The organism is Bacillus sp. NH11B (genome assembly GCF_001884205.1).
In the GTDB taxonomy this organism is placed as follows: domain Bacteria; phylum Bacillota; class Bacilli; order Bacillales; family Bacillaceae_G; genus Bacillus_A; species Bacillus_A proteolyticus.
In genome coordinates this window covers 35371-54232 of record NZ_MAOG01000094.1, presented here as the reverse complement: position 1 = coordinate 54232, position 18862 = coordinate 35371, and the positions used below count along the sequence as shown (strand labels likewise).

Annotated in this window: 23 protein-coding genes; 17 read left to right on the top strand and 6 right to left on the bottom strand. The window is 35.2% G+C overall.

The window, feature by feature from the left end; translation table 11 throughout:
- Positions 1-2: 2 nt before the first annotated feature.
- From BAU27_RS13840 to BAU27_RS13810, 7 genes are all read left to right on the top strand, one after another.
- Positions 3-866 carry a MurR/RpiR family transcriptional regulator gene (locus BAU27_RS13840; protein WP_071771148.1) on the top strand — a complete coding sequence of 288 codons (864 nt, stop codon included), beginning with the start codon at positions 3-5 and terminating at the stop codon, positions 864-866.
- 151 nt (positions 867-1017) lie between these two features.
- A complete protein-coding gene (gene murQ, locus BAU27_RS13835) occupies positions 1018-1902 on the top strand; it encodes an N-acetylmuramic acid 6-phosphate etherase (RefSeq protein ID WP_071771147.1) in 885 nt (294 codons plus the stop codon).
- 23 nt (positions 1903-1925) lie between these two features.
- Positions 1926-3290, top strand: a complete 1365-nt coding sequence (locus BAU27_RS13830) for a PTS transporter subunit EIIC (RefSeq protein ID WP_071747833.1) — start codon at positions 1926-1928, stop codon at positions 3288-3290.
- Between the two features lie 48 nt (positions 3291-3338).
- Positions 3339-4412 carry a DUF871 domain-containing protein gene (locus tag BAU27_RS13825; protein ID WP_071771146.1) on the top strand — a complete coding sequence of 358 codons (1074 nt, stop codon included), beginning with the start codon at positions 3339-3341 and terminating at the stop codon, positions 4410-4412.
- 152 nt (positions 4413-4564) lie between these two features.
- Entirely contained in the window at positions 4565-4969 is a 405-nt protein-coding gene (locus BAU27_RS13820; RefSeq protein ID WP_071771145.1) for a DoxX family protein, read from the top strand.
- Positions 4970-5125: 156 nt separating this feature from the next.
- Complete coding sequence (locus BAU27_RS13815) at positions 5126-5527, top strand: nuclear transport factor 2 family protein (protein ID WP_071771144.1); 402 nt, start codon at positions 5126-5128, stop codon at positions 5525-5527.
- An 87-nt stretch (positions 5528-5614) separates the two neighbouring features.
- Positions 5615-6097: a PRK06770 family protein gene (locus tag BAU27_RS13810; RefSeq protein ID WP_071771143.1), complete on the top strand. Its 483-nt coding sequence runs from the start codon at positions 5615-5617 to the stop codon at positions 6095-6097.
- Between the two features lie 34 nt (positions 6098-6131).
- On the opposite strand, the gene BAU27_RS13805 is transcribed toward BAU27_RS13810, so the two are convergent.
- Entirely contained in the window at positions 6132-7043 is a 912-nt protein-coding gene (locus BAU27_RS13805; protein WP_071771142.1) for a DMT family transporter, read from the bottom strand.
- Between the two features lie 205 nt (positions 7044-7248).
- Between BAU27_RS13805 and BAU27_RS13800 the strand changes: the two genes are divergently transcribed.
- The gene (locus BAU27_RS13800) at positions 7249-7743 is read left to right on the top strand and encodes an Lrp/AsnC family transcriptional regulator (RefSeq protein ID WP_000446106.1); all 495 of its coding nucleotides are present in this window, start codon (positions 7249-7251) and stop codon (positions 7741-7743) included.
- 137 nt (positions 7744-7880) lie between these two features.
- The gene (locus BAU27_RS13795; protein ID WP_071771141.1) at positions 7881-8336 is read left to right on the top strand and encodes an N-acetyltransferase; all 456 of its coding nucleotides are present in this window, start codon (positions 7881-7883) and stop codon (positions 8334-8336) included.
- 79 nt (positions 8337-8415) lie between these two features.
- Here BAU27_RS13795 and BAU27_RS13790 read toward each other — a convergent pair whose 3' ends face one another.
- Positions 8416-9186, bottom strand: a complete 771-nt coding sequence (locus BAU27_RS13790) for an SDR family NAD(P)-dependent oxidoreductase (protein WP_071771140.1) — start codon at positions 9184-9186, stop codon at positions 8416-8418.
- 130 nt (positions 9187-9316) lie between these two features.
- Between BAU27_RS13790 and BAU27_RS13785 the strand changes: the two genes are divergently transcribed.
- The 5 genes from BAU27_RS13785 to BAU27_RS13765 all read left to right on the top strand — a co-directional run bounded on the left by BAU27_RS13785 (position 9317) and on the right by BAU27_RS13765 (position 13041).
- On the top strand, positions 9317-9676 hold the full coding sequence (locus tag BAU27_RS13785; protein WP_071771139.1) for a MerR family transcriptional regulator: 360 nt from the start codon (positions 9317-9319) through the stop codon (positions 9674-9676).
- A 559-nt stretch (positions 9677-10235) separates the two neighbouring features.
- The gene (locus BAU27_RS13780) at positions 10236-10592 is read left to right on the top strand and encodes a DMT family transporter (RefSeq protein ID WP_071771138.1); all 357 of its coding nucleotides are present in this window, start codon (positions 10236-10238) and stop codon (positions 10590-10592) included.
- Between the two features lie 2 nt (positions 10593-10594).
- The gene (locus BAU27_RS13775; RefSeq protein ID WP_000539702.1) at positions 10595-10909 is read left to right on the top strand and encodes a DMT family transporter; all 315 of its coding nucleotides are present in this window, start codon (positions 10595-10597) and stop codon (positions 10907-10909) included.
- Positions 10910-11047: 138 nt separating this feature from the next.
- A complete protein-coding gene (locus BAU27_RS13770) occupies positions 11048-11626 on the top strand; it encodes a TetR/AcrR family transcriptional regulator (protein WP_071771137.1) in 579 nt (192 codons plus the stop codon).
- A 212-nt stretch (positions 11627-11838) separates the two neighbouring features.
- Positions 11839-13041, top strand: coding sequence for an MFS transporter (locus tag BAU27_RS13765; protein WP_071771136.1), 1203 nt, complete (start codon positions 11839-11841; stop codon positions 13039-13041).
- A gap of 65 nt (positions 13042-13106) precedes the next feature.
- Here the strand turns inward: BAU27_RS13765 and BAU27_RS13760 are convergent, their stop codons facing one another.
- Positions 13107-13445: a winged helix-turn-helix transcriptional regulator gene (locus tag BAU27_RS13760; protein WP_071771135.1), complete on the bottom strand. Its 339-nt coding sequence runs from the start codon at positions 13443-13445 to the stop codon at positions 13107-13109.
- A 166-nt stretch (positions 13446-13611) separates the two neighbouring features.
- Here BAU27_RS13760 and BAU27_RS13755 point away from each other — a divergent pair, with 166 nt between their 5' ends.
- Positions 13612-14151, top strand: coding sequence for an ester cyclase (locus BAU27_RS13755; RefSeq protein WP_071771134.1), 540 nt, complete (start codon positions 13612-13614; stop codon positions 14149-14151).
- Between the two features lie 19 nt (positions 14152-14170).
- A complete protein-coding gene (locus tag BAU27_RS13750; RefSeq protein ID WP_071771133.1) occupies positions 14171-14719 on the top strand; it encodes an NAD(P)H-dependent oxidoreductase in 549 nt (182 codons plus the stop codon).
- 55 nt (positions 14720-14774) lie between these two features.
- On the opposite strand, the gene BAU27_RS13745 is transcribed toward BAU27_RS13750, so the two are convergent.
- Together BAU27_RS13745 and BAU27_RS13740 are read right to left on the bottom strand one after the other, a co-directional pair.
- The gene (locus BAU27_RS13745; protein ID WP_071771132.1) at positions 14775-15293 is read right to left on the bottom strand and encodes a general stress protein; all 519 of its coding nucleotides are present in this window, start codon (positions 15291-15293) and stop codon (positions 14775-14777) included.
- 30 nt (positions 15294-15323) lie between these two features.
- Positions 15324-17063, bottom strand: a complete 1740-nt coding sequence (locus tag BAU27_RS13740) for an SgrR family transcriptional regulator (protein ID WP_071771131.1) — start codon at positions 17061-17063, stop codon at positions 15324-15326.
- 154 nt (positions 17064-17217) lie between these two features.
- Here BAU27_RS13740 and BAU27_RS13735 point away from each other — a divergent pair, with 154 nt between their 5' ends.
- Positions 17218-18480, top strand: coding sequence for an MDR family MFS transporter (locus BAU27_RS13735; RefSeq protein ID WP_071771130.1), 1263 nt, complete (start codon positions 17218-17220; stop codon positions 18478-18480).
- A 51-nt stretch (positions 18481-18531) separates the two neighbouring features.
- Here BAU27_RS13735 and BAU27_RS13730 read toward each other — a convergent pair whose 3' ends face one another.
- The gene (locus tag BAU27_RS13730) at positions 18532-18735 is read right to left on the bottom strand and encodes a hypothetical protein (protein WP_001063864.1); all 204 of its coding nucleotides are present in this window, start codon (positions 18733-18735) and stop codon (positions 18532-18534) included.
- Between the last annotated feature and the right edge of the window lie 127 nt (positions 18736-18862).

Genomic DNA, 18862 nt, shown 5'->3' with positions numbered 1-18862 from the left:
TAGTGAAAGCTTCAACATTACTATTTAAAATTGAAAATAATATGGATCAATTTTCACCAGCTGAAAAGAAGGTTGCCATGTACATAATGGAGAATGCAGAGATTGTTCCGAACTTAACGACGAAAGAAGTGTCAACGAATGCAGGCGCAAGTGAGGCGAGTGTTGTTCGCTTTTGTAAGTCGATTGGGATTGGGAGCTTTAAAGCATTTAAAATCGCGCTCGTTCGTGAATTAACGATTGCTGATTATAATATTAATGATTTTTCAGTGATGAATACGGAAGATGGACCGTACGATTTGTTTAATAAAGTTACATATGTGAATAAAGCTGCAATTGAGGCGAGCGTTACGGCGATAGATAAGAAGGAACTTGAGAGAGCTGCAGATCGTATTGTAAATGCGGATAAAGTTATATTTTACGGAGTAGGTGGGTCAGCTACTCCGGCGATGGACGGAGCTTATAAATTTACTAGACTTGGATTTACTGCGATGATGCTATCTGATTTTCATATGATGTTACCGCTTGTGACGAATTTAAAAGAAGGTGATATATTTGTTGCGATTTCAACATCTGGTCGTACGAAAGATGTACTTGAAATGGCGCAATATGCGAAGAAGCGCGGAGCTACAGTTATTGCGATTACAAAGCTAGATCAATCATCTCCTTTATATAAAGCGGCAGATATTCGCCTTTGTATGCCGGATGTAGAGCAAGACCATCGCATTGCAAGTATTGCTTCACGAATGACGCAGCTAAATATAATTGATGCTTTATATGTTATTACTTTTAACCGTATTGGTAATAATGTGATAGATCAATTTATGGAGACGAGAGAAGAGGCTTTGCGGTTACGGAAGTTAAAGTGAAAAGATGGGGCAACCCATCTTTTTTGTGTGGCTGGACATAAATTCGTCATGGAAAGAAAGAAAATTTCATAAAATAAGAAAGTAATATTGATTTTAAATTTCTTAAAGTTATAATAAAAATGTGAAATTAAATTTCGAAGAAGGTGACAATATGTTAGAAAATTTATCTACAGAACATCGCAATGAGAAGACGATGAATTTAGATGAGATGAGCATAAAAGAAGTGTTACAAAGTATGAATCAAGAAGATCGAACTGTTGCGTTAGCAGTTGAAAATGAAATAGAAGAAATTGAGAAGGTTGTACAAATTGTTATTAAGTCTTTTGAAGAAGCTGGACGGTTAATTTATATTGGGGCTGGTACGAGTGGTCGTTTAGGTATTTTAGACGCAGTGGAATGTCCCCCGACATTTGGAACAGATGACAAAATGGTGCAAGGATTTATAGCAGGTGGATTGAAAGCGTTTACTAAAGCGGTGGAAGGTGCCGAAGATCGGGAAGAGTTAGCAGAAGAAGATTTAAAAAGTATTGGATTAAATGAGAAAGACACGGTCATTGGAATTGCAGCAAGTGGTAGAACACCTTATGTAATTGGCGGATTGAAATATGCAAGTAGTGTGGGAGCGAGTACAGCGAGTATTTCTTGTAATAAAAATGCTGAAATAAGTAAATATGCAAAACTAAATGTGGAAGTAGAAACAGGCGCAGAAATATTAACAGGCTCAACACGTTTGAAGGCTGGCACAGCGCAAAAACTAGTACTGAATATGATTTCTACAGCGTCTATGATTGGTGTAGGAAAAGTGTATAAAAACTTAATGGTAGATGTTCAGTCTACAAATGAAAAATTGGTAGAACGTTCAAAACGAATTATTGTGGAAGCGACAGGCGCTAGTTATGAAGTAGCTACAGAGTATTATGAGAAAGCAGAACGTAATGTGAAAGCAGCAATCGTTATGATATTACTACAGTGTGAATATGGGGAAGCACTAGAAAAATTAAAAGCGGCGAAAGGATTTGTGAAGAAGGCACTTTAAACTATGGGGAGGGGGATTCTATTATGAAGAAAGAAGAGATAATGGCCAGTAGGATTACGGAGCAGCTTGGGGGAGTAAAAAATATTCGTGGCATTGCTCATTGTATGACGAGGTTACGACTAACGCTTCATGATGAAAGTAAAGTGAACATGGATCTTTTGAAAAAGGTTGAAGGCGTTATGGGCGTGATTGAAGATGAAACACTTCAAGTTGTCGTTGGTCCAGGAACGGTAAATAAAGTAGCGGCTGAAATGGAAGTTTTAACAGGACTCAGAATTGGTGAAGTGGCAGATCATCACCTTGAAGATCTTGGGCAAGAGATGAAGTCAGAGATTAAGAAGAAAAATAATACACCAGTGAAAAACTTTTTACGCAAAATAGGAAGTATTTTCATTCCGTTAATTCCGGGGCTTGTTGCGTCAGGTATTATAAACGGGGTCGCTAACTTTGCGAAAAACGCAGGTGCTGATCCGAATGCAACGTGGCTACAAATGTTACTACTTATTGGTGGCGGTATCTTTACATTCTTAGGCATTTTAGTCGGTTGGAATACAGCGAAAGAATTTGGCGGGACACCAGTTCTTGGGGCAATTGCTGGTATTTTAATTTTTAACCCGGCAATGGCGAATGTAAAATTATTCGGTGAAGCGCTAGTACCCGGGCGGGGGGGATTGTTTGCAGTTATTTTTGCAGCGTGGCTTATGGTTGTAGTGGAAAGACAAGTTCGAAAAGCTGTACCAAATGCAGTTGATATTATTGTAACGCCGCTTATTACTGTGTTAGTGGTGAGTATCGTAACGATGTTAGCGATTCAGCCGGTAGCTGGTTTCTTATCTGAAGGAATTACAAGCGGAATTAATGCGATTTTAAATATTGGCGGAGCGTTTGCTGGAGCTGTGCTTGCCGGAACATTTTTACCTCTCGTTATGGTCGGATTGCATCACGGTTTAACACCGATTCATATGGAATTTATTAATCAAACTCACGTAACGCCTTTATTACCAGTATTGGCAATGGCAGGTGCTGGGCAAGTAGGAGCGGCGATTGCGATTTTTGTGAAAACAAAAAACAAACGACTTCGTAATGTAATTAAAGGTGCATTACCAGTTGGTTTTTTAGGAATTGGCGAACCGTTATTATACGGGGTTACATTACCATTGGGAAAACCGTTTCTTACTGCTTGTCTAGGCGCCGCTGTTGGTGGTGCATTCCAAGCAGTTATGAAAACAGCAGCACTCGGAATCGGTGTATCAGGATTATCATTAATTCCGTTAATTGCTGATAATAAATATTTATTATATTTCCTTGGATTAGTAGTTGCATATACGTTCGGATTCATCTTTACGTACTTCTTCGGATTCAAAGAAGAAATGGCAGAAAACATATAGAGAAAGGGATTCCTTTCTCTTTTTCTATTCATAGAAAGGGAGATTCATATGATAGGAGTTTCAATTTATCTTTCAAAAGAACGAGTAACGAAACAAGAAGAGTGGCTAAAAGTAGCGAAGCAAAACGGGTTTTCATCTATTTTTACATCACTCCATATACCAGAGGATGATCCTGGTACATATAAAGAGTTGATTCAAATACTTGGGAAGCAGGCTCTTGAAAATGAAATGGAATTAATGGTCGATGTTTCTCCAAAATCGCTACACCATTTAGGAATGATGTACGAAAATGTGGAAGAGTTAGTAGAGTGGGGCATTACTGGTTTACGAATGGATTATGGCATCACACCGAAAGAAATTGCACACGTATCTCATAAAATGAAAGTAGCTTTGAATGCGAGTACGATTACAGAATCATTTTGGAGAGAGTTACTTACGGAAAATATCCGAGTAGATCGTGTAGAAGCGTGGCATAATTTTTACCCGCGTCCAGAAACAGGACTAGCAAAGTCATTTTTACAAAAACAAAATAAGTATTTACATGAGTGCGGAATAAAAACGATGGCATTTATTCCGGGAGATGGTGAAAGACGCGGTCCATTATGTGAAGGTTTACCGACATTAGAAAAACACCGCTATATGCGGCCGCTTGAAGCGTATTTAGAACTTGTGCAAGAGTGTGACGTCGATAAAGTGCTAATTGGGGATATAAGCGGGAGCATAGAAAGTGTAAAAGAAATCGCAATTGCGAGTAATGGAATTATTCCAGTGAGATATCAATCATTTATAAATAATCGCGACACTGTACAACTGTTAGAACGAGTGCATACGAACCGGCTTGATCCAGCTCGTGATGTCATTCGCTCTGTAGAATCGCGCGAAGAAAATAAAGTTGTATTACAACCAATGAATACAATTTCAAGAAAGAAAGGCAGCATTACAATTGATAATGAATTGTACGGTAGATATGCTGGTGAAATGCAAATTGTTATAAATGATTTACTTGAAGATGAGAAAGTGAACGTTGTCGGAATGGTTATGGAAGAGGACGTGTCTTTATTGCCGTATATTGATGCTGGAAAAAAGTTTCAACTTTTTCTGTGTGATAGAGTAAAAGCTTGAATTAGAGCTATTTTGTAAAAGACATTATTCGTAAAACGGATAATGTTTTTTGTTTTCTTTAAAAAAAGCATTTGACGAATGAAAAGAAATACCGTATTGTTTTGTCTTGTGAATAAATATTCACCATAACAAAACAAAAGGGAGAGTTCAAAATGAATCAATATATTGGGAATTTAATTATTCGTATCGTGTTAGGAGTTACGTTCTTTGCACACGGTTTAGCAAAGTTTCAATCAGGTATAGATAACGTGGCAGGATGGTTTACAAGCATCGGTTTACCAGGTGTTCTTGCGTATGGCGTAGCGACAGTTGAATTAGTAGGTGGTATATTATTAATTATCGGTTTAGGTGTCCGATACGTAGGATTGTTATTCGCTCTTATTTTAGCTGGAGCTATCGTAAAGGTAAATGGTGCAGCAGGATTATTAGGAGATGGAAAGAATCCAGGATATGAATTAGATCTTGCATTATTATCAATGGGTGCGTACTTATTCGTTGTAAAAGCAGAAGGATATGTAGATCGTTTCTTAAAAGAGAAAGTAATGAAAACGAAGTAAATTTTATTTATAAATTGTTGACTTAAAGAGTTATTGTAACTATAATAGTTACAATAACTGAATTAAGAATAAAATAATTTAAATATTTTTTACACTAGATGTAACTAATTTAGTTACATCTAGTGTAAAGAATAAATAAACGAGGGAGGAAGTACTATGCCTAAATCAAATTTAGAAATTATTCGAAGCACATATGAAGGATCAGCTTCTTCGAATGCAAAACATTTAGCGGAAGCCCTCTCCGAAAAAGTAGAATGGACAGAGGCAGAAGGTTTTCCTTATGGCGGAACGTATATAGGTGTAGAAGCTATAATGGAAAATGTATTTAGCCGTTTAGGATCAGAGTGGAATAATTATAAAGCGAGTGTAAATACGTACCATGAAGTAAACGAAAAAGATGTAATTATTGCTGAAGGTGTTTATTCAGGGGTTTATAAAGAAACGGGAAAATCATTTGAAGCAGAATTCGTTCATGTATGGCAGGTTGAAAATGGAAAAATCGTAAAATTTAAGCAATATGTGGATAGTTATATTGTGCGAGAAGCGATGAAGGTTTAAAATGAAATAAGGAAACAAATGGAATCGGCTGTGTGCAGGCGATTCCATTTGTTTATGTGATTATTAGGGGAATGGGGAATACATAATATGAAAAAATGGATTATAGGGACAATTACAATGATTGTAATTGCGATAGGAGCTGTATTCGGTGGTACGAAACTTCTTAATTATATAGAAGAAGAGGAGAAGAGTCTGAAAGCACAAAATGTAACGGGGCAACAAGGGAAGAAAGAAAAGGAAGAGAAACAACAAGCTAGTGAAGATGAAATTATTTCTACAATGCATAGGATGGTACATCAAAAAGTGAAGTCCTCTGAAAAATGGGGATTTATTGAAATGACAAATAAGGAAATTCGTAGTGCGAAAAACGCAGTAGAAAGCAGTACAAATTTTAAATATAAGTCAAAGCTACTTTCTACTTTGGAGCGCTGGGAGAAAGGCGATTTTTCACAAACGGTTGAGGAGCATAACTTTTTGTGGGAAATTCAAGGTGGTGATACTGGAAAAGCAACAGAACGTTTATCGCCAGAAGAAGAAAAGCAGTATGTGAAAGAAATGAAAGGTAAATAAAAACATCGCCACTTTGGTGGCGATGTTTGTTTGATTAAGAATGTTTTCGTATTAAAGCTCTAGTTGGCTGAACAGTAACAGTTTTGAAATGGGAAAATAAATAACATCCTGTAACGACGATAATTGTACCGAAAATTTGAATCCATGTTAGTTCTTCTCCAAGGAAAATAAATGCTAAAATCGCTGTGAAAATGGGATTGAAGTTTAGAAAAATACCTGATGTTGTAGCTCCTAATTTTTGTACGCCAATATTCCAAAACACCATACAAAGAACTGTAGAAATAATTCCTGTATATAAAAGTGATGTAATGAAAGAAGAATTAATATTGGAAACAGAGAAGCTACCCATGTTAAATGGCAGTAATAAAATAACGCCAAAAATACCAGAATATAATGTTGCCATGAGTGGTGTAGTTGTTTTTGTAGCCCATTTACTGCAAACAGAATAGATTCCCCAAATACAAACTGCCGCCATCATCCATAAATCTCCGCTATTAAAATGTAGTGAAAATAAAAGTGAGAAATCACCTTTTAATAAGACAAGAACCACACCGAAGAATGAAAGAATCATGGATAAAATTTGAAGAGTATTTACTTTTTCTTTTAGAAATAACACAGAAAATAATGCGATGGAAATCGCGTTTAATGTAGAAATAAGACCTACATTTGTAGCAGATGTTTTTTCTAATGCTAAAAATTGAAAGATGTTAAAGAGGGCGACCCCTGAAATTCCCATCAGTATTAACGGAAGTATTGCAGCGCGCGGCGGAATAATTTTCTTTTCTTTAAACCATACCATCGGTAATAAACAAACAATCGCAATCATCCATCTTAAATTTGTCAGTGTCATTGGTGATGCATGATCAACGAGCGATTTCCCAACGACGAAATTTCCTCCCCATAGTAAGCTCGTTAATAATAGTAAAAAGACGTAAAAATAAGGCATGTTAAAATCCCCTTTGTTGTAATCAATATGAATTGTAAATAATTTTAGCATTTTTCTTTATTGTGTAATATATTCTTTTGTATAATGATAAAAACTCGATAAAATGTTTTGTTAGAAGTATTATTTGCGGAAAAACATTCAGTTTTATATGGATTATGAGATGTTTCTTCGAATAATCATCGGTAAGAAAAAAGGGGGAATTATAATGGAGTCATCTGTTATTAAAGTGTTAGATGATTTAGATGTACAAATTTTAGATATATTGCAGAAGGAATCACAAGTAAGTAATGCAGAGCTTGCACGACGCGTTAATTTATCACCGGCTGCGATGCATGCACGCATAAAAAGATTGGATGGGGAAGGTTTTATTGATAAGCAAGTAGCAATTTTAAATCAAGAAAAGCTTGGTTTTGATTTACTATGCTTCATTTTTATGAGTACAAATATTCATCAATCAGATAAGCTGGAAGTGTTGGAAAAAGAATTAGAAGCGATGCCAGAAGTGTTAGAATGTCACTGTTTAACAGGAGAGTATGATTATTTATTGAAGGTTGCAAATCGTGATCGTAAAGAACTGGAGCAGTTTATTAGAAAGTTGAACAAGCTTGGTATTACACGGATACAGACGAGTTTAGCGCTTCGTGAAATTAAATATTCGACGGTATTGCCGATACGAAATGAGGAACCGAGCATCGATTAGATTGCTTGGTTTTTGTTTATGTAATATTCAGGAAAGTGATTGACGGGGAGAAAAGAGAGATGTATTATTATATAAAATTATGAATTAAAATTCATTAAAAGTTATAAATATTAATACCAGAGGCAAGGGGATATAATATGAAAATCTTTAATGCGGTCACAAGTGATGTGCAAGAAATTTATAATCTCATTGAAATTTACGCAAAAGAGGGAGTTGTTTTACCGCGTTCTCTTTTGTCTCTCTATCAATATTTGCAATGTTTATATGTTATGAAAGAAGACGGGAAAATTGTTGGAGTTGCTGGATTGCATGTATTAGGGGAAGACCTTGCAGAAGTACGATCTTTAGTCGTTTCGCATACATATGCAGGGAAAGGGATAGGGCGTATGCTCGTAAATCATGTGATGGAGGAAGCTACGAAAATAAATGTGAAAAGAGTGATTTCCTTAACGTATGAAACAGTATTTTTTCAAAAGTGTGGATTTGATTTTGTAAATAAAGAAGCATTGCCAGAGAAAGTGTGGATTGATTGCAGACATTGTCCAAAGGTTGATTATTGTGATGAGGTGGCGATGGTTCGGTATGTTGGGTGAAAATTTTATAGAGAAAAAGAGCCCACTATTATGTAAATAATAGTGGGCATCTATATTTCAATAAGAAATGAGAGTGTTATTAAGAATTTGAATTCGTTTGTCTCACGGCAAAATTATAAAGTGGATCTCTAAGTTCATAGTTATACGTAAAACCGTCGACAATCCCTACAACTTTATCGTTATCATAAAGGTCGAGCATAAATTGTGCCATTTGTTTTGCAGTGTGGAATTTCGGTACAACATTATCGTATTGGAATTCATCAATATCAAATGAGCGTTTCGCAAATTCTGTTTCAGTTGCAGCAGGGGCTAAAACTTTTGCTTGCAGTTTTGCGCCTTGTTCTTTCAGTTCGTGGGACAGTCCTTCTGTAAATGCACTTACATAGAATTTCGTAGCACAATACGTAACAGCATTAGCTACAATCGTATATCCACCGCCTGATGAAACGTTAATAAGCTGTGTTCCATCAACCATTGAATAATCTCGAACGAAAAGGGAAGAGAGTATTGTTAGTGCTTCTATATTTAGATGCAACATCGTTTCTATTTTATTTAAATTTTGTTCGGCAATTGAGGCGAAATTACCAAAGCCTGCGTTGTTAATCCACGTTTCAATTTGAAAAGTTTGTAGGCTTTCATAAAGCTTATAAACTTCTTCAGTGACGGATAAATCAGTTTTTCGAATGACAACATCCAATTTCGGATTCATTTCGTTAATTTTCAATTTTAATTCTTCTAATTCTGCTTGTCTTCGAGCTATAAGTATTAAATTTTTTCCGCGAGATGCAAAGGCTAAAGCTGATTCATAGCCGATTCCTGAACTAGCACCAGTAATAACAGTATATTTCATATAAAGTCCTCCTAAATTCAAATTAATTATTATGGTTAGATTTTATTTGTTAGAGTATACTCTAAGTCAAATGTTTTTTATAAAGCAGTCAAATATATGATGGTAAATGGCATGTGGAGGGAGTATGAGTATGTACACAATTAGCGAGGTAGCGAAATTATTAGGAGTGAGCACACATACATTACGTTATTATGAAAAAGAGAACATATTAATTGCAAACCGCGATACAAATGGGAATCGACTGTATGAAGAATCGCATATAAAGTGGTTGCAGTTTGTAATGAAATTAAAACAAACGCAAATGCCGATAGCGAAAATAAGAGAATACGCTAGATTATATTTAGAAGGGGAGCATACAACAGAAGCTCGTTTACAACTGTTAGAAGATCATAGGAAATCTATTCAAACTCAAAGAGAAAACTTAGTAATTACAGAGAAGATGCTCGAAAATAAAATTATTGCATACAAAGACTCGTTGAAAAATAAATAGATTAAAAAATACTCTGTTCCTTGTTACGTGATGAAAAATGGATCTATGGGTATTTCACCATAGTGTGCCGACAAATAAAAAAGAGCAGTTAGCAAAAGCTAACTACTCTTTTTAAGGGATCTCCAAGGGGGAATGGAGAAAATATTATGTTACTCTTATTATTAACAGATTATTTGGAAATATACAGGTGAAAATGAATTTTTTTCCTCAATGTATTTCGTTTCGTTTTTTATTATGCTGCTGTCCATATTCAGTATGAAAATTTACAGTTGACATATTGTGAATTATTCACATACAATATTAATGAATGACATTCAGTCATTTTAACTTTTGAAAGGGTGCTGATAATATATTTTTGGATGCATGCAAGAAGGTTAGAGGAGACGAAAATTCATTGATTAAGGATGTTAAAAGTACATTAAATAATTTTTGAATTTAGTTAACTATGTAACGAAATAAATGATAAATGAGGATGATAGTTGTTTTATATAGTAGTGATTGAAGAGTATATTTTTTTAAAACGAAAATGACTGATAGTCAGTCATAAGAGGTGGTAAGTATGAAAAATAAAGCTTGGTTATATGTGATATTAACATGTATCTTTGAAATATTTTGGGTGTTTGGTTTTAATACAGCTCACACTTGGTGGCATTGGGTCATTATTGTAGGAGTTATTGCTGTTGATTTTCATTTTCTTTCTAAAGCGTGCGAACATATTGCAACAGGGACTGTATATGCTGTGTTTGCCGGAGCTGGTACGGTAGGTACTTTCCTAATGGATGTATTCCTTTTCGGCGGCAGTTTCAGTGTAGGAAAACTATTCTTTATCGTGATGGTCGTAGCAGGCGTTATCGGTTTAAAACTGGCTGATAATAAAGAAGAAACCGCGGAAGAAATTGTGAAAGGAGCTGCTTAAAAATGGGTTGGATTTTCGTATTTTGTGCCGCAATTAGTGAAATAGTCGGTGTGATAGGCCTTAAAATGTATAGTAAAGATAAGACGTTAGCAAATGGAGCGATTTATATAGGTGGATTTGCAACTTCCTTCGCATTCTTATACACTTCTTTCTTGTTCTTACAAGTAAGTGTGGCTTATGCGGTTTGGATTGGCATTGGAACAGCAGGCGCAGTTTTATTAAATATGTTTCTGTTTGGTGAATCGAAAAGTAAGGCGCGTTTGATTAGCGTAGCTCTTATTGTATGTGGAGTTACGGGATTAAAGGCCCTTTCATAGGAAAAGGATATTAAAGTTAAATCTCCTAACGATCTGTTGGGGGATTTTTATTATGAAAAGTGCACGATGATTGACAGTACAGCTAGTTATTCTATAAAATGAGTGACAGTCATTCAATACGCGTGTGAAAGGGTTTAGATGATGAATAAAAAAGAAAAAATTGTCTATGCAGCTATTGACGTGTTTCAGGAAAAGGGCGTTGAAAAAACGAAGATTTCTGATATCGTGAAATTGGCTGGCATTGCACAAGGAACTTTCTATTTATATTTTCCTTCTAAGTTATCTGTTATGCCTGCAATAGCAGAAGTGATGGTTGAGAAGATGATACTTGCAGTGAAAGAAAAAGTACAGAACGATGCACCTTTTTCAAGTAAAGTTGAGCAAGTAATAGATGCAGTGTTTAACTTTATAGCTGAATATCGTGAAATACAAGCGTTAATGTATGCGGGTCTTGCATCTACTGAACATATAAAAGAATGGGAAGCTGTGTATGAGCCTCTTTATATGTGGCTAAGCGAATTTTTAAGCGAGGCAAAAGAAGCTGGTGAAATTCGTGATTCGGTTCACGCAGAGCGAACGGCCAAGTTATTTATTGCTCTTGTTGAATCAGCAGCGGAACAAGTGTATTTATACGATCACAAAGATGATGAGCAAGTGGGCTTGCAAAAGGCAGAAGTACTAGATTTTTTAACACATGCATTACATATAAAGAAATAGTAAGATGAACCTGTCTGAAAAGGTAGGTTCATTTCTGCAGGAAACTGAATGATAGTCATTCACTCTGTATTTATATATGTGTGGAAGGGTAGAGTGAAATTCTAATGAGTGGGGGCATCTTCACTCATTATTAGCCCACAAATAGCAGGATAAAGAAAAAGCTTCTTGGGCATTATTTTTTGAGAGGAACTTACGGGAAGAGGTGTTAAAAATTGAAGAAACCGATAAAAGAACAAAAGATGGTATTGATCATTCTTTTGAGTAATATATTTATCGCTTTTTTAGGGATTGGATTAATCATTCCGGTTATGCCATCCTTTATGAATGATATGGGTTTAACAGGGAAGACGATGGGTTATCTCGTTGCAGTGTTTGCAATGGCTCAGCTTATTGCCTCACCTATTACGGGGCGCTGGGTCGACCTTTACGGTAGGAAGAAAATGATAATCATTGGATTATTTATTTTTGGTGTTTCAGAGCTTCTTTTCGGATTAGGAACAGATGTATGGATGCTCTATGCAGCGAGGGTGTTAGGCGGAATTAGTGCTGCGTTTATTATGCCTGGTGTTACGGCATATGTTGCTGATATTACATCTATTAAGGAACGTCCAAAGGCGATGGGATATCTTTCAGCGGCTATTAGTACCGGATTTATTATAGGGCCTGGAATCGGTGGGTTTATTGCAGAATACGGTATACGTGTACCGTTCTTTGTGGCAGCAGTGATTGCTTTTGTCGCATGCGTGATTTCTATATTTATTTTGAAAGAGCCGTTAACGAAAGAAGAACTTGCAGAGATTTCCGCTAATACGAAAGAATCAAGTTTTATCGGGGATTTAAAGAAATCATTAAATCCAATGTATGCAATCGCATTTATTATTGTATTTGTACTCGCATTTGGATTATCAGCATATGAAACTGTGTTTAGCCTGTTCTCTGATCATAAATTTGGTTTCACGCCGAAAGATATTGCGGCAATTATTACGATTAGCTCCATCTTTGGGGTAGTTGTGCAAGTATTTATGTTTGGCAAATTGGTCGACATGTTCGGTGAAAAAGTATTAATTCAAATATGTTTAATTGTAGGTGCAGTTTTAGCATTCGTTTCAACTGTAGTCTTTAATTATTGGATTGTACTTCTCGTTACTTGCTTTATTTTCTTAGCATTTGATTTACTTCGTCCAGCTTTAACGACGTTTTTATCAAAAGCAGCTGGAAAAGAGCAAGGATTCGTTGCTGGTATGAACTCGACTTATACGAGTTTAGGAAATATCGCAGGACCAGCGATGGGCGGAATATTATTTGATATGAATATTCATTATCCATATGCATTTTCAGGAGTTGTTTTAATAGTTGGTCTCGGCATTACATTTATGTGGAGAGAGAAACAGCTAGCTGAAAGTTTTGCGAAGTAATAAAACCCCTTACGACGGTAAGGGGTTTTTGTTTTATCCTGTAAAGGCCTGATTAAAGTTTCATTTTATAAATTTAATCCAAACCGTTTTAATTCAATAAAAATCCCTTCTAATTTTTTTCCTTTATCCGTTAAAGTGTACTCTACACGAGGCGGAACTTCTGGATATACTTTTCGCGTTATAATCCCTTGTGCTTCTAATTCTTTTAGTCGAAGTGATAATGTTTTCGGACTAATACCGTCCATTGATTTTTGTAAATCGCTAAAGCGTAATGTTCCTTCGATAAGAAGATCACGGATGATTAAAAACGTCCATTTTGTACTAATTACGTCAAGTGTTTTAGCGATAGGACAAGGTATGCCTGGTAAACCTTTCGTTAATTCAACTGGATCTATATTGTTCATGGAACTAGCCTCCATAAAATTTTTTTGGATGAATTTGCTTTATAGTATCACAAAACTATACTTTTGGTAACTATATGAAAAAAATATCACTACTTCCATAAAGGAAGTTAGTGCATATACAATAGCAATACGAAACACAAAGGGTTTGTATGAGGAGGTGATTTTCATGGAGATAAAAAAGTTGTTTGGGTTCCTTAGTTTGTTTGTTATTTGTATTGTGCTTGTAGCATGTAGCGGGGAACAAAAAACGGAAATCCAGTTATTAAAAGAAATGCCACAGCCAAAAGCAATGACAATTGATCCTTCACTCAGTAAAAAGGAAGCGACAGAAAGAGTTCATGCAGCACAGCGTTTTTATGCATTTTGGGATACAGGTAAAGAGGAACTTATTCCGCAGACTGTTACTGAAAATTTTTTCGATAATACATTGCCAAAAGGGCGACCACAAGGCACGGAAGGATTAAAGTTTGCGGCGCAAAACTTTCATAAAGTTGTTCCTAACATACATTGCGAGATTGAAGATTTATTAGTCGTCGGTGATAAAGTAACAGCTCGTCTTTCTTTTACAGGCACTCATAAGGATAAGAAAATCAGTTTTTTTGCAATTGATATTTTACATGTGAAAGACGGAAAGATAACGGAGGATTGGCATTTAGAAGATAATCTTACGCTGAAACAGCAACTTGGGTTAATAGCCGAGGAATAAAATAAGGGAGAGAAAAGCGATGAAAAATATATTCATTATAAATGGACATGAAAAATATGGTACGAAAGAAGGACGATTAAATAGAACGCTAGTTGATTATATGGTAACGGTATTAAACGAGAATCATCATGTGAAAACGACAACGATTCAAGATGGCTACAATATTAAAGAAGAACAAGAGAAGTTTTTATGGGCTGATGTTGTAATTTATCAAACACCAATTTATTGGTTTAGTGTACCGGGATTATTTAAAACGTATATGGATGAAGTATATGAATACGGTTTGTTCTTTAAAGGTGCAGATGAATATGGAACTGGTGGTTTATTAAAAGAGAAAGAGTATATGTTTTCTACAACTTGGAATGCACCTGAAAAGGCATTTGGAGATAAGACGAAGTTCTTTGAAGGAGAAAGTTTAGAATCAGCACTTAGTCATTTACATCGTGTGCAGAAGTTTCTTGGTATGAGTCCGTTAAAGAGTTTTGCTTGTTATGATGTGGTGAAGAATCCGAATATTGAGCAATATTTATTGAACTTGAAAGATCACTTAGATGGAGTAATTAAATAATAGTTTGTATCTTTGTGCGCAAGAAGGTACTACTAAGGATGTAGTACCTTCTCTTTCATGAAATACGTTTAAAATCTTTACTCATACAGGACTGTTTTAGTTTTTTGGATTTGATTAGATGTTTAATATCAGAGATGTTATCGTATGAAAGCTGAGTATGATAATAGTTAATATACTCAAGTAATGCAAAAATATAAATAAATAGAGTGAATGATAGCCCACCTAAAGGTAAGTGGGGGTACCAAATTACAAAATCAATAGTAAACATAATAAGTCCTGTGATAATCAATCCGATATTTATCTTTTTTAGCATTTTTAAATATTGAATAATCCAAATAGGTGTAACAGATGTTTTTTCTTTTTTTAATCTTTTCCACTTTACGTACCAGTAAGCGGTTCCTTGTAATAAGATAAACTCTAAAAGAAGAAATGAGACCCAAAAAGAATATAGGGAATATAAATGTAACGTAGGATAAGCATAATTAAGTAAGTAACTTGTGAAAATAAAAGTAATGACTGAAAATAACTCACCTGTGTATAGATAGGAAAGTCTTTTTTCTAGGATGCGTTTCATGGTTCTCCTCCTTTTATAAAAACTCACATTTTAATACGTGGATGGCTGTATCCATAACTTCGCAAAATTGGCCCAACCGAATGAATCAATTGTTACGTTTTTTAAAGAAGAAGGGTATGTTTTTCTTTTTAAAACGTGATAGTTAAATAAAATGATGTGTTCTGCTTGTAAAAACTCTTCGATCTCATACATAAGTTTATACCGTTTTTCTTTATTGTCTTCTAATAAAAAGGTATCAAGTAAACAATTAATTTGTTTTGCATAGTGCGGGTCCATAAAACGATTTACGAAGCAACTTTTATTTTTAAATACATTTAAAAATGCAATTTCATGATCGGCAGCAAATACTTCTCCCATTAAAATAATATCGGCATGTTTATCGATAGAACGATCCGTATAATCTGAAACGGGAAATGGATGAAGTTCTACTTGTATACCTAAATTTTCACAACGTTCTTTTAGGAAGTCTGCGTCATTTGCACTATCTTTAAATGCGAAGAAGTATATATGGATTGTTTCTCCATTATATGTGCTCTTTTTTAAATGCTCTTTCGCTTTTTCAAGAGAGTAGGACCTTTTAGGAATTTGGCGACTTCTTTCAGGGAAAAAGCTCGATGCAGCAATTGTGCGTCTGCCTTCTATGTTACGAAGTATCGTTTCAACGTCATATATTTCTCTCCAAGCTTTACGAAAGTAAATGTCGTGATGGGGACCAGGTTTTGTAAAGTTGAAGCTGGCATAAATACAACCTATTTCTTCTATTTGTATATCATACCTTTCATTCTCTTCTTCATTTGGTAGTTCATAATCAGCATCTATTTGCACATGATCAGGAATACCCCAAAATTCAATACGGTCTAATAACGCGCGTTCTTTAAAATAATGGGTGAAAGCTTCAAGTACGATATTGTCTTCAGAGTAATGAGCAAGTTTGAAAGGTCCTGTTCCTATGTAGTGATGATTTTGAATGGCTGCATCACGCGGTAAAATTGCGAGTTGCATGGAACTTACATAATGTAAGAAAAATAAATTCGGTTTTGCTAAATGGAATCGTATTTGTAGTGGCGACGGTGTTTCAATTTGAACAATTTCTACTGTTAACCATTCGAAAGGAGATTGAACTTGCTTTAATCGTTCAAATGAAAATTGTACATCTTTAGAAGTTAAAACCGCTTCATTATGAAAATGTATATCTTTTCGTAAATAGAACGTCCATGTTAGCTGGTCTTCACTTAATTCCCACGTATGTGCAATGTGAGGCTCCATCTTTTCAGTAACATCGTTATAAACGACTAACGTGTCAAAAATTTGACTAGTAAGATGGCTCTCTGTTGTGACAGCCGCAAAAGCCGGATCTAGCGGCATTACTTTTCGTGATATGGGGATTTTTAATATATCATACATATCATTTGAAGGTTCATAGCCAAAATGATGATGGAGTTTACCTTCAATGTTTTTATGAAGTGCGGGAGGCAGTGGCTCTTTTAAAAGAAGAAAGATATCCTTTAATTTTTCTTGCGCTAACAGTTCATCTGTATAGAATTCAATCGCTTCTACGAAACTATGTATAAATAGAATTTCTGTTTTATTCCCGCGACCTTTCCCTGGTGTCCACTTAATTAATTGCTCCTCATTCATTTTCTTTAATAAAATCTTCACGTTTTTCGTACTGCAATATAAAACATCCGCTAATTCTTGTAAGCTATTTCGCATATGTTGTTGGTCTTGTGCATGTAATCTTAAACGAATGTAATAGTCCATAACTTTCATATATACACTTCCTTCTATAATAAAGTGAAACTTTAATCAGTGGGGGTCTTAATGCCCGTTAATGCGGGATAAAAGGGGAAACTCTTTAGAATATTCTAACCTTTTTCTTCCTCTTTTTCAAAGTAAAATAAGTAAGCATAAGGAGGGGGAAACAATGGGATTTTGGAGTATGCATCGAAATATAAAAATTAGAATTATAACTTCGTTTTTAACACGTACTGTTTCCACAATGATTTTTCCATTTATGGCGATTTATTTTTCAATCAAGTTAGGTAGTGCACTTGCTGGGGCGTTATTACTCATCAATGTGTTAGCTTCTTTAATTATTGGTTTATACGGTGGGTATGTTGGTGATCGACTTGGTCGTAAAAAAGTAATGATTATTGGTCAAAGTATACAAGTCATTTCCATTGCTTGTATGGGAATTGCAAACTCAGATTATGTAGATTCACCGTGGCTAACATTTGTGTTTATGTTAGTGAATAGTTTAGGATCTGGACTTATGAATCCAGCGACGGAAGCGATGTTAATAGATGTGAGTACACCTGAAAATCGAAAAGTGATGTACAGCATTAACTACTGGGCTATTAACTTATCAATTGCGATTGGAGCAATATTTGGTGGATTGCTATTTGAAAACTATAGATTACAATTGTTTATCGTATTAACGCTTGTTGCAGTTATTACTTTATATGTGATGGCTGTATATATGGAAGAAGTGTATGTAGCGAGAAAAACGGTAGAGAAGAAACATGTATTAAAAGATATGGCAGATAGTTATAAAGTCGTGATGAAAGATAGAGCGTTTTTAATTTTTTGTGCAGCAAGTATATGTACGTTATCTTTAGAGTTTCAAATTAATAATTATTTAGGGGTACGTTTACAGAAGGAATTTGAAACGATGCACTTTTTATTCGGGAATGGTTTTACATTTGATTTAACAGGTATTCGCATGCTGAGCTGGATTTCTGCAGAGAATACAATTTTAGTTGTATTATGTTCAGCTCTTCTTATTAAAATGCTGAAAAGCTTCAATGATTTGAAAATCTTATATGTAGGTTTATTCATTTATACGATTGGCTTTACAATACTCGGAACGAGCAATAGCTTATGGATTTTATTAATTGCAGGGCTTTGCCAAACGGTAGGTGAGATGATGTATGTGCCAGTACGGCAATCTATTATGGCAGATATGGTGCCGAATGAGGCAAGAGGTTCATACATGGCGATTAATGGAATGGTCTTTCAGGTAGCAAAAATGAACGGTGCATTAGGAGTTATGTTAGGTTCAATTATTGCATCTTGGGGCATGAGTGCTCTATATTTCATCGTTGGTATGAGCAGTATTTTATTATTTATGAAGGCGATTGGGAAAGAGAAGTATCAGAATGAAGGAAATGTTTCTCAGATTGGATGAAACTATATAAAAGCGAACCAGTTATACTGAGACTCGCTTTTTATATAATTTTTAAAACGGATCAACTTCAGCTAAATTTGGAGTAGTGCTAGGCTGTAGTAAAAGATTTTTTAACGTTCCTACTTCAGACAGAGCTACTAATATGTAGCCACTAATCAGTACAATAAGCCCAATGACGCGTAACGTTTGTAAGCTCACTTCATTATTATTCGTTTCCGTTGGATTTGGGGGCGTTGAAGGTGGATTGTTATTCATAAATAAGGCTCCCATCTTTTGTATTTATATATGTGTAAAATCATTATTTAACTTATGGATAGGAATTGTATAGTCATTTTCACTATATGAGAACTGCCTATGAAAAGTGATTAGAAATTTTGGGGCG

Bases quoted from the DNA above. Each gene is read 5' to 3' on its own strand.
- BAU27_RS13785 (WP_071771139.1), top strand. From the start codon at position 9,317: ATGTACACAATTAGCGAGGTAGCGAAATTATTAGGAGTGAGCACACAT.
- BAU27_RS13830 (WP_071747833.1), top strand. From the start codon at position 1,926: ATGAAGAAAGAAGAGATAATGGCCAGTAGGATTACGGAGCAGCTTGGG.
- BAU27_RS13775 (WP_000539702.1), top strand. From the start codon at position 10,595: ATGGGTTGGATTTTCGTATTTTGTGCCGCAATTAGTGAAATAGTCGGT.
- BAU27_RS13815 (WP_071771144.1), top strand. From the start codon at position 5,126: ATGCCTAAATCAAATTTAGAAATTATTCGAAGCACATATGAAGGATCA.
- BAU27_RS13790 (WP_071771140.1), bottom strand. From the start codon at position 9,186: ATGAAATATACTGTTATTACTGGTGCTAGTTCAGGAATCGGCTATGAA.
- BAU27_RS13800 (WP_000446106.1), top strand. From the start codon at position 7,249: ATGGAGTCATCTGTTATTAAAGTGTTAGATGATTTAGATGTACAAATT.
- BAU27_RS13750 (WP_071771133.1), top strand. From the start codon at position 14,171: ATGAAAAATATATTCATTATAAATGGACATGAAAAATATGGTACGAAA.
- BAU27_RS13770 (WP_071771137.1), top strand. From the start codon at position 11,048: ATGATGAATAAAAAAGAAAAAATTGTCTATGCAGCTATTGACGTGTTT.
- BAU27_RS13755 (WP_071771134.1), top strand. From the start codon at position 13,612: ATGGAGATAAAAAAGTTGTTTGGGTTCCTTAGTTTGTTTGTTATTTGT.
- BAU27_RS13825 (WP_071771146.1), top strand. From the start codon at position 3,339: ATGATAGGAGTTTCAATTTATCTTTCAAAAGAACGAGTAACGAAACAA.
- BAU27_RS13805 (WP_071771142.1), bottom strand. From the start codon at position 7,043: ATGCCTTATTTTTACGTCTTTTTACTATTATTAACGAGCTTACTATGG.
- BAU27_RS13735 (WP_071771130.1), top strand. From the start codon at position 17,218: ATGGGATTTTGGAGTATGCATCGAAATATAAAAATTAGAATTATAACT.
- BAU27_RS13820 (WP_071771145.1), top strand. From the start codon at position 4,565: ATGAATCAATATATTGGGAATTTAATTATTCGTATCGTGTTAGGAGTT.
- BAU27_RS13795 (WP_071771141.1), top strand. From the start codon at position 7,881: ATGAAAATCTTTAATGCGGTCACAAGTGATGTGCAAGAAATTTATAAT.
- BAU27_RS13740 (WP_071771131.1), bottom strand. From the start codon at position 17,063: ATGAAAGTTATGGACTATTACATTCGTTTAAGATTACATGCACAAGAC.
- murQ (WP_071771147.1), top strand. From the start codon at position 1,018: ATGTTAGAAAATTTATCTACAGAACATCGCAATGAGAAGACGATGAAT.
- BAU27_RS13810 (WP_071771143.1), top strand. From the start codon at position 5,615: ATGAAAAAATGGATTATAGGGACAATTACAATGATTGTAATTGCGATA.
- BAU27_RS13760 (WP_071771135.1), bottom strand. From the start codon at position 13,445: ATGAACAATATAGATCCAGTTGAATTAACGAAAGGTTTACCAGGCATA.
- BAU27_RS13745 (WP_071771132.1), bottom strand. From the start codon at position 15,293: ATGAAACGCATCCTAGAAAAAAGACTTTCCTATCTATACACAGGTGAG.
- BAU27_RS13730 (WP_001063864.1), bottom strand. From the start codon at position 18,735: ATGAATAACAATCCACCTTCAACGCCCCCAAATCCAACGGAAACGAAT.
- BAU27_RS13780 (WP_071771138.1), top strand. From the start codon at position 10,236: ATGAAAAATAAAGCTTGGTTATATGTGATATTAACATGTATCTTTGAA.